Genomic DNA, 9,253 nt, shown 5'->3' on the forward strand with positions numbered 1-9,253 from the left:
GAAACTCCTATGTTTACAGGATATTCTTATCTTATTTCTTTGGCAAGTTGAATAAGCCTTGCTACCCTTTCTTCTATAGGTGGGTGGGTAGAAAGAAGCTTAAAAAGGGTTTTTCCTGAAAGAGGGTTTACTATAAACATTTGAGCCTTGGCAGGATTTATGTCCATAGGATAGGCTCTGTTCCAATTTTCAAGCTTTTCTAAAGCACGAGCTAAGGCTAAAGGATTTTTGATGATTTTAGCACCTGTTTCGTCTGCTAAAAATTCTCTACTTCTACTTATGGCTAATTGAATAAGAGTAGCGGCTATAGGAATAACGATAATAGCTACTAAAGTAGCTACTATGGCAAGAGGATTATTGTTTTCTTCTTCATCTCTGCTAAAACCACCAAACATCATCCCCCACTGGGCTATGTTAGCTAAATAGGTGATAGCACCAACCAACACAGCTGCAATCGTTGAAATCAAAATGTCTCGGTTTTTGATATGAGCTATTTCATGAGCTATCACACCTTTAAGTTCTTCAGGAGTAAGAAGTTTTCTAATTCCTGCAGTTACCGCAACTACTCCATTTTCTGGATTTCTCCCAGTAGCAAACGCATTAGGAGTTTCTACAGGAATAACATAAACCTTAGGTTTAGGAATCCCAGCTCTTCTTGCTACCTCCTCTACCATAGCATGAAGCTCAGGATCTTCGTGTTTTTCTACAGGAATAGCACCACTTGTAGCCAAAACAATTTTATCAGAAAAAAAGTAGGCAATAAAGTTCATCAAACCAGCCATGATAAGGGCTATGGTCATCCCTGTTTTTCCACCTATCAGTTTACCTACAAAGATAAAAAGAACAGTAAGAATAGCTAAGAACAAAAAAGTCCTAAAAACATTTGACATAAATCTTCCCCTCCTAAAACTTGCAAATTTTATTTAGAAAAATAAATTAAATAAAAATTTACAAATGTCAAGGGATAGAGAGGGTTAAGGGGATAGAGGTAGGTTTTAAGGTTAAAGAGAGTTTTAATTAGAACCATAAAGGATATCCAGAAATGCTTAACGAAATAAAGTTACCAAAGATAGAGTTAGAAGATTTTTTAGGAATAGACCTTGCAGGTTCTCCTAAAAAGCCTACAGGGTTAGCCTACATTAAGGATAAGGTTTTGCTCACCCAATTGGTTTATGAAGATGAGCTACTTCTTGAAAAAGCGGTAAAGTTTAAATATGTTTATATAGATGCCCCTTTAAGTTTGCCTTATGGTAGGTGTGATATAGAACAACGAAATGAGTATCATTTTAGAGAATGCGATCTGAAACTTCGAGAGTTGAAGATTAAATTTTTTCCCATTACCCTTGGAGGTATGAGAAAACTTACTGAACGAGGTATGAAACTAAGAGATTTCTTAATAGCTAAGGATATCGAGGTTTACGAGGTCTTTCCCGGAGCGTTTTATGATGTTTATCATATAAAAAGAAAAGATAAAAAGGCTATTTTAGACTTTTTTAAAAAGTTTTTGTCTCACTTAGAGGTTTTTATAGAAAATAGGCCCTATACGCAAGACGAACTTGATAGCATAGCTTGTTTATTAACAGGAATTTTGCAAAAAACGGGGCTGGCTTTAGAATTAAAAGGTATAGACGGATGTATCCATAATCCCTAATCCTTTAGCTAATAAACCTTAAAGGGGTAAAAGTTATGAATAGAAAAGAAGAACTTGTAAAAGAAGTTGTAGAGCTGATAAAACAAGGTGGGATAGTAGCTTTTACCGGAGCTGGGATCTCGGTAGAAAGTGGGATACCCCCTTTTAGAGGAGCCAAAGGTCTCTGGACTAAGTATAATCCTGAAGAATATGCTTATATAGAGACTTTTATAAAGAATCCTGAAAAAGTATGGATGATGCTAAGAGAGATGTATCAGTGTTTTAAAGAGGCGAAACCTAATCCTGCCCATTTAGTCCTGGCAGAGCTTGAAAATAGAGGCTATCTTGAAGGAGTAATAACTCAAAACATAGACAACCTTCACCAAAAAGCTGGAAGTAAAAAAGTAATAGAGCTTCATGGAAGTGGAGAAAGTTTAGTATGCCTTAATTGTGGGAAAAAATATCGTTTTACCGAGGAGTTTCTAAAGATGTTTCCCTGTCCTAAATGTGAAAAATGTGGTAAAGCCTTAAAACCTGAAATCGTATTTTTTGGGGAACCACTTCCGGAAGAGGCTTTAAACCAAGCTTTTGAGTTAATAAAAAGGTGTAAAGCTCTTATTATTATAGGAACTTCAGGAGTAGTTTATCCTGCCGCTTATTTACCTTACGAAGCTAAGAGATCAGGTGCTAAAATAATAGAGGTCAATCCTGAAGAAAGTGCTTATACTGAAAGTATTACCGATTACTTTTTTAAGGAAAGGGCAGGAGAGTTTTTCGAGGAGTTTAAAAGGTTTTTAGAAGGATAAAATACACACTAAATTAGGTTGCATTAACCTAAAAAACTGTTATATTTTAAAGTGTATGCGCCCGTAGCTCAATCGGATAGAGCATTGGACTACGAATCCAAAGGCTGCAGGTTCGAGTCCTGCCGGGCGCGCTTGCTTTTCAAGCAATTTTCAAAGGTTTCAAGAAATCCCTCCCATGGATTTTGGCGGAAATTCGTGTCCTTTTTGCCTGCATTTTGCAGGCAATCTTCAAACAATCAAAATTCCCTGCCATTTTTACCTGTAAGCCTCATTAAATTTACTCTTAAGCTAATTAGCCTTTGCCTGCTGTTCTTTTTGACGAGAATAAAGATCTAAAAGGTAGTACTCTATAATGTCTTTCAAAATATGTTCAACACTGTCGTTTTCTGTTTGTCGAATTTATAGTGGCAAAGGTTTTTCAGTCGTGTAATCTTAAGCATTTTGTCTCTCTAAAAGATTTTATTAAGAGCTTGTTTGGCTTTCGAAGAAGGTTAATTTTCTTATGGATTTTTTGTGAATACTGGTAGTTGATTCTAAAGATGAAGCTATATTGATTGCAACTGCTGTTCTTATTCCGTCAGACAATAAAAATCATTTTATATAGGTTAAAAATCTATTAGTGTATCCAAAAAGGTCAAAAACAAAACAAAGTCTTTGCGGTTAAAAATTTTCTTCTATATTGAAAACAAAGTGGGGATGCTCGACAGTAAATATAAATTAAAAAAAATTTTTATCTATTGACAAGAAAAAAGGATTATATAATTTTATTTTTATAGGAATTTAACTAATAAATTAAAAATTTTTCCAAATAGGGGGTAAGACTATGAATAAGGTGTTTTTTAAAATTCTATTTTGTTTTGTTGCTTTTATGTTAGTGTTTCTTAGTGGAAGTGTTAGCATGGCTGAAGAAAGACCGATGCCTGACATGGATAAGTCTGATAATCATAAAGAGCATCACAAAAAAATGCATTGTAAAAAGGTATGTGTAGTATGGGGGACAGAGGAGGAATGTAAAATAGTTGGACCTGATAGTGAAGCTAAAACCTGCGTTCTACGTCCTGTATGTAAAAAATATGACACAATATGTCAGGAGGGACCTATACTATAGAAATTTGCAGGAGGTTAACGATGAAAAAAAAGAGTTTTATTCTAAGTTTTTGTTTGTTAATATGTATATTTTTAATAAAAGACCTTAAAGCTACCAACGATACAAATCAATCGATTAGTAGTTCAACAAGTACGGTATCTTCGAATAATTATGAAATCAATAGTTCAACGAGTTCCTCAAAAAACACAGACAACCAAAACAAAGATTTCAAGGAAAGACTTAGAGGTTCGCCAAAATATAGTGTTCCTAATATTAACCGTAAAGGCCAGTATGGTCACGGTAAATAACATTAATTTTTAGGAGGTGGATTATGAAAAACTTAAAACTTTTGGTTGGTTTAGCAGGATTAGTAGTATTTTTATCATCCGGGTTTTGTATAGCTAAAGATTCTGCTTATGATCAGGCTTCAGGAACTTCCGGTAGTTCTTGGCAAGCAGAAAAAGATTCAGCGCATCCTGGAAATTATAAAGACCTAAATAGCTCTTGGGAAAGAGCAAGACACGAGGCAGGTCAAGGTTTTGACACCTCAAGGCCTTCAAACTTAAGTGGAGGAGGCATGCAATACATTCCAACACCTACTCCTCAAATTGATAAAGAGTTGAAATGATAAAAATTTAACAAAAGAAGAAGGTAAAAAACGTGAGGAATTTTATTTTCTTTAGAAACCGATAATAAAACTTTTCAACCTAAAAAGAAAAGGGAAAAAGTGTGTACTCGATGGAAAAACTAAAAAGAGTTTAAACAAAATGAAGTTCATCCTGGAGAACAAATTTTTACTTCTTACTATATACAAAGTCTGTAGTACAAAGTCTGTAGTGAATATAAAGAAAAATGTAATTGATAACATTTTAAAATTTTGAAGGGGAAAATCTATTAATACCAAAGTTTGGATCTATCAAGTTTTGTTGCTAACTTTTTTTCTTCTCCTTTTACATAATTTACGATCATTCTCTGCTCCAGCCGAACTTTACGAAAAATTATTAAATTCAATAACTGCTGAATTAGAAGAAATTTCTGAAAATCCTGATAGAATGAAAGAATATATACTGAAGCAACAAGATTTAACTATCCGAGATAAATACGGAGATACTTTACTTCACTATGCGGTCAGGAAAAATTATAAAGAAATCATTAAACTTTTATTAGAAAAAGGGATGGATATTAATATACCCAACAATAGAGGAGAAACTCCTTTACATAATGCGATACTTTATGCACGAGACATAACTACCATTTCTTTTCTTATTCAAAACAAGGCTGATTGTGTTTACAGAGATGGTTATGGGAAAATACCTTTATACAATTTTGTTTTTTATCCAGAAACTGTAGATCTAAAGATTATAGAAATTTTCAATCTTTGTGTACAAAAAGGTTTTAAGGTTAAAGAAAATATCGATGTAAAAACCTTAAATGAATTTTTAAGTAGAAGGCACAAAAAAGTGGGTTTGATGTTAATCGATTGGGGTGTGCCAGTTGATGAAAAAACACTGGAAGAAGCTTTAATAAATGGATATGAAGATGTAGTAGACGTTTTAGTGCAAAGAGGTATTAGCCCAGTAAAGAAGAACTTCATTCGTTACGTTTGTACTAATAGCGATTCGGTAAAGCTTGTTAAATTACTTGTTGAAAAAGGTAATGTGCCCACAGAAGAGGATTTAGACTTCTGTGTTTTTAAGGGAAGAAAAAATATAGCTTTGTTTTTAAAGGAAACTCTGGAAAAAACTCAAGGGAAAAAGATAGATATTAAAAAGAGATGTTATTTAATACCTCAAGTGGGACCCTGTAAAGGACTATTTTGGGGGGCATATTTTATACCCGGTTTAAATAAGTGTGAAAAATTTTTTTACGGTGGATGTGATGATGTGGTACCTTTTAATTCGGTTGAAGCTTGTAAAAACATTTGCATAGATTAAAAATTTGAGAGGTCTATAAATATGAGATCGAGTTCTTTAATCATATCTATAATCCTTTTGTGTCTCACTTTTTTTAACATTAACCCTTCTATTGCAAGTCATAAGAAAATTGATAGTGATTTAGTTAACAACTTTACTTATCGTTTAACCTTTGGAAACCGTACTGTTACCTTAAAAGATGGCAAATACGAACGACCCTTTCCTGATTACCTGAAAGTTTGGGTCGAAAGATTTCTGATTAAAGATCTGAACGGAGACGGCATGCCTGATGCAGTGGTTGTTCTTGGTCAGTCTGGTGGTGGAAGTGGAATTTTCTATGAGTTAACAGCCTTGATTTCTAAAACTGATGACACTTTTTTGCAAACCAATTCTATCGTTTTAGGTGATAGAGTAAAAATAGAAAACCTCAAAGTGGTAAATAGACCAATTTTTCCAACAGAGAGATTAGAAATCCTTCTTGATATATTGACCCACAAAGAAAGTGATCCGTCTTGCTGTCCATCTAACAAAGAACTTCTTTGTTTTGCTTTTCTTGGTATTAAGCTTATACAATGTGAAGAAGCACCGGTAGTTAAAAAACCTGCCATCTATCTTTACCATGAAAAACCAACCGGAGTAAAAGTTAACCTTAACATTAAAGGGACTATTACAGATAGTATTCCAGAATATAAAACTGGCTGGGAGGTTAGGGTTACGCCTGATGGTAAAATCGATGGAAAATATGACTATCTTTTTTATGAAGCCCAGCTTGAAGAGACAGTTAAACTTCTTGATGAAGGATGGATCGTTCCTTATTGTAACCTTGAAAACTGGTTTGATGAATATCTTCCACAGATGGGACTGAACAAAAAAGAAATTAAAGATTTTAAGGATTACTGGCTAAAAGCTTTATCACCTGCAAGGTACTATATAATCAAAATGGTTGATAGAGAATTTTTGGATAAACACCTGAAACTCAGTATCACACCAGAGCCTCAAACACTCATCAGGGTTATTCTTTGTTTTGAAGCGGTGGATGAATACAGGGATATCAAACCACCAAAATTACAACCGATCGAAAGAAAGGGTTTTACCGCAGTTGAATGGGGAGGAATTTCCAAAGATCCCGCAATTTCTGACACTAAAACGAAGTTTGAGTATTCTTTTCTGGCTATGGATACAGGAATACTGGTATTAAGAGCAGTTGAGGTTAAAGAACACAGGATATCCATAAAAGTGAACACCAATGGTTGCACAGATAAAAAAACTGTCAAAGCTGAAGTAAATAAAACTTACAAAATAGACAATCAAGTTCCAACCTACGAAGTAGTGTTTAAAAGGACAGTATCTGATAACTGTAAAGCTTTCTTGCCTGAGGGAACAGTTTTGGTTTATGACCTTCAGGAAGAATTTGGTTTGAAGATGCCGTATACAATGGAAATAAAAAATCCTGTGATTCCGATGGTTAGAGATGAACCATTCTTTATATTTTCTAACCTCTATCAACAGACAGGACCGATAAACATTAGCATTAAGGTTGATCTCGGTACAGAACTTTTGAAAAAAAGACTTATTGATGCAACCATAAAAGCTATAAAGATGGAGATAGAAAGATATAAAGCATCGCAGCATCCTGATAAACAACAAAAAATTGCCTATTTAGAGAATGAGTTAAAGAGATTTGAAAGTATGGGAACAATGGATTACAAGCTAACCAAACCTGAACAAACTTCAAAAGATGTTCTTGAGGTATCTAACTTTGGTCCACTAATGCCACCTGTTGAAAGAGAGGTTGAAGTGATAGTAACTAAGCCTTGTGATTACGGTTCGATACTTGAAGTAGTTGGGATGACCAGGTCTGGACCATTTTATCATATCGCAGGAATACAGGGAGATGATTTAAGTATATTACAACCAGGAAAATACAAACTAAAGCTTTATCTTGTCTATAAAAGAGAATATTTTGGACCAATAGGAAATTATTATGTTTTTATTGATTCGGTTGAAAGGGTAGATGAAGAAAACATACGATAAAGTAATTTTATTTGGAAAGAAAAACAGGTTGACTAAGAAAAATAAAAGGGGGACAAAAAGCAGGAGGTGATGAAAATGATGCTTTTTAAAGTTTTATTTTTCTGTATAACATTAACACTATTTAGTAGTAGTATTGTTGTTGCAGAAGTAGACTGTAAAACAGAATGTGTAGAATGGGAAACAAAGGAAGAGTGTAAAATAGTTGGTCCTGATAGTGAGTCTAAGATTTGTGAGCTTCACACTGTATGTAAAAGATATGAAAAAAGATGTAAGGAACCGAGGCTTAAGTTCGATAAAAATAGATCAGACAAAAAGTCAGAATAAAAATTGGAATGAAATCTGATACTTTAGGGGGAAGGTTATGAAAAAATTTCTGTTTTTACTTTTTCTTTTAGTAAATTCATTTGTTTTAGTTGTTAATAACAGAATTTTATTTGCCTCGGAATCTGATAACAAGACTTCTGAGTCTAAGAAGGAATGTGAAGAGATAGTAAAGGTTTGTGCTGAATGGGGACCTCCAAAGAAAGAGTGTGCACCTAATCCATTTCGTCCTGGAGAACAAATTTGTACCATATATAGAGAATGTATTAAGTACGTAGAAATGTGTAGATTTTAAACAAGATTAGTTAGTAAAGTGTTATTATAATTGAAAAACCTGGGAGGTGTGTTATGAAACATCCAATAGTTTGTGTTTTTATTATTGCTGGGTTGTTTTTTGCATGTCAGGCACAGGCTACTTTCAGTCAAGTGCAAGATCCTACAACCAATAGTCAAATTTTTATAAGTTCTACTCTGCCTTGGAATCCTGAAAGAGCTCAATACTATGACGACAAACATGACAAAAAAGATCGTGAACGTCTTAGACCTAAGCAAGATAAGCAAGAAGATAGAGATAGACAGAGACTTCCTAATCCTCCAGAGCGACCTTTTGATAACGTGAATCCTCATCACGAAGAGTATAGAGATTAATTAATGAAAAGTTTCTACAGAATAATTCCAATAGAAAGAAGTTCTTTTTCTCGTATTTATGAAGTTTTTTCTCCGGATGGTTTAAAATTAGCCAAAATAACTCAGAGTGCTTCAGAATACGATACCATAGTAACTTCTGAAGGAAAAAGATATCTTGCAGGAGGAGATGTTGACATAAATTTATGGATGGAATGCCCCGATGGTACAGTTTATGAGGTAAAAAGACCAGACGGGATTCAAATAGGGTACACTTATTTTATTGAGTTTAACGGTAGAGAAATCATTTTAAAAGGTAGCTTAATATATGAAAATAATGAGTTTATTGGAGAGATTAAAAAAGAACCACGAAAATGGCCTGAAGGATTGATAAACAAGCTAAAAGCATTTTTCAGATTAAGAGAATGGACTTTGAAAGTAAAAACTGATATTCCAGAACACATTTTGCTTTTTATAATCTGGATAACACTGACTATTGATTTGCAAACTCAATCCGGGACACTTGTCAAGAGAATTGTGTCTCCTTATAAAATCTCTTTACAAACATTTGCCTCAATTCGTATAAAGCAGACTTAATTAAAGGAAGTGGTTTTTGCCATCTCGTTTTCTGAATCCGACTTACTGTTATGTATATCGCAACCTCTGCTGTCTTGATTGATTGAAAATATCCCCCTGTATTTACCCTTATCAGCTCTATCCTGCTATTTATATTCTCAACCACATTCGTCGTGTATATATACCTCCTCACCCCCTCAGGATATTTCTTATAAACAAAATAATGCTCCTTCTTTTTCAAAAGTCCCTTTATATAAGCTGG

The 9,253-nt window shown here is 34.0% G+C and carries 11 protein-coding genes, 1 tRNA gene and 1 pseudogene; 11 read left to right on the top strand and 2 right to left on the bottom strand.

Annotation, left to right across the window (positions count from 1 at the left end):
* Positions 1-26 precede the first annotated feature (26 nt).
* Positions 27-890 carry a zinc metalloprotease HtpX gene (locus G580_RS0105325; protein WP_028841331.1) on the bottom strand — a complete coding sequence of 288 codons (864 nt, stop codon included), beginning with the start codon at positions 888-890 and terminating at the stop codon, positions 27-29.
* A 152-nt stretch (positions 891-1,042) separates the two neighbouring features.
* On the opposite strand from G580_RS0105325, the gene G580_RS0105330 reads away from it, so the two are divergent.
* The 11 genes from G580_RS0105330 to G580_RS0105385 all read left to right on the top strand — a co-directional run bounded on the left by G580_RS0105330 (position 1,043) and on the right by G580_RS0105385 (position 9,012).
* Positions 1,043-1,651 (top strand): DUF429 domain-containing protein, encoded by a 609-nt coding sequence (locus G580_RS0105330; RefSeq protein ID WP_051173131.1) that lies wholly within the window; start codon positions 1,043-1,045, stop codon positions 1,649-1,651.
* Between the two features lie 35 nt (positions 1,652-1,686).
* Positions 1,687-2,436, top strand: coding sequence for an SIR2 family NAD-dependent protein deacylase (locus G580_RS0105335; RefSeq protein ID WP_028841333.1), 750 nt, complete (start codon positions 1,687-1,689; stop codon positions 2,434-2,436).
* A gap of 57 nt (positions 2,437-2,493) precedes the next feature.
* Positions 2,494-2,567 (top strand) — tRNA-Arg (locus G580_RS0105340).
* Between the two features lie 692 nt (positions 2,568-3,259).
* Positions 3,260-3,544, top strand: coding sequence for a hypothetical protein (locus G580_RS0105345; RefSeq protein ID WP_028841334.1), 285 nt, complete (start codon positions 3,260-3,262; stop codon positions 3,542-3,544).
* Between the two features lie 20 nt (positions 3,545-3,564).
* A complete protein-coding gene (locus G580_RS0105350; protein ID WP_028841335.1) occupies positions 3,565-3,831 on the top strand; it encodes a hypothetical protein in 267 nt (88 codons plus the stop codon).
* A gap of 23 nt (positions 3,832-3,854) precedes the next feature.
* On the top strand, positions 3,855-4,151 hold the full coding sequence (locus G580_RS0105355; RefSeq protein WP_028841336.1) for a hypothetical protein: 297 nt from the start codon (positions 3,855-3,857) through the stop codon (positions 4,149-4,151).
* A 295-nt stretch (positions 4,152-4,446) separates the two neighbouring features.
* Positions 4,447-5,457, top strand: a complete 1,011-nt coding sequence (locus G580_RS11010) for an ankyrin repeat domain-containing protein (RefSeq protein WP_156874793.1) — start codon at positions 4,447-4,449, stop codon at positions 5,455-5,457.
* Between the two features lie 21 nt (positions 5,458-5,478).
* Positions 5,479-7,470: a hypothetical protein gene (locus G580_RS0105365; protein WP_028841338.1), complete on the top strand. Its 1,992-nt coding sequence runs from the start codon at positions 5,479-5,481 to the stop codon at positions 7,468-7,470.
* A 69-nt stretch (positions 7,471-7,539) separates the two neighbouring features.
* Complete coding sequence (locus G580_RS0105370; protein WP_169357084.1) at positions 7,540-7,794, top strand: hypothetical protein; 255 nt, start codon at positions 7,540-7,542, stop codon at positions 7,792-7,794.
* Between the two features lie 345 nt (positions 7,795-8,139).
* The gene (locus G580_RS0105380; RefSeq protein ID WP_028841341.1) at positions 8,140-8,439 is read left to right on the top strand and encodes a hypothetical protein; all 300 of its coding nucleotides are present in this window, start codon (positions 8,140-8,142) and stop codon (positions 8,437-8,439) included.
* Positions 8,440-8,442: 3 nt separating this feature from the next.
* Entirely contained in the window at positions 8,443-9,012 is a 570-nt protein-coding gene (locus tag G580_RS0105385; RefSeq protein WP_028841342.1) for a hypothetical protein, read from the top strand.
* Here G580_RS0105385 and G580_RS11465 read toward each other — a convergent pair.
* A pseudogene (locus tag G580_RS11465) lies at positions 8,942-9,253 on the bottom strand (IS256 family transposase); the annotation flags it as partial. The gene G580_RS0105385 and the pseudogene G580_RS11465 sit on opposite strands and share 71 nt — an antisense overlap.

The organism is Thermodesulfobacterium hveragerdense DSM 12571, assembly GCF_000423845.1.
Classification (GTDB): domain Bacteria; phylum Desulfobacterota; class Thermodesulfobacteria; order Thermodesulfobacteriales; family Thermodesulfobacteriaceae; genus Thermodesulfobacterium; species Thermodesulfobacterium hveragerdense.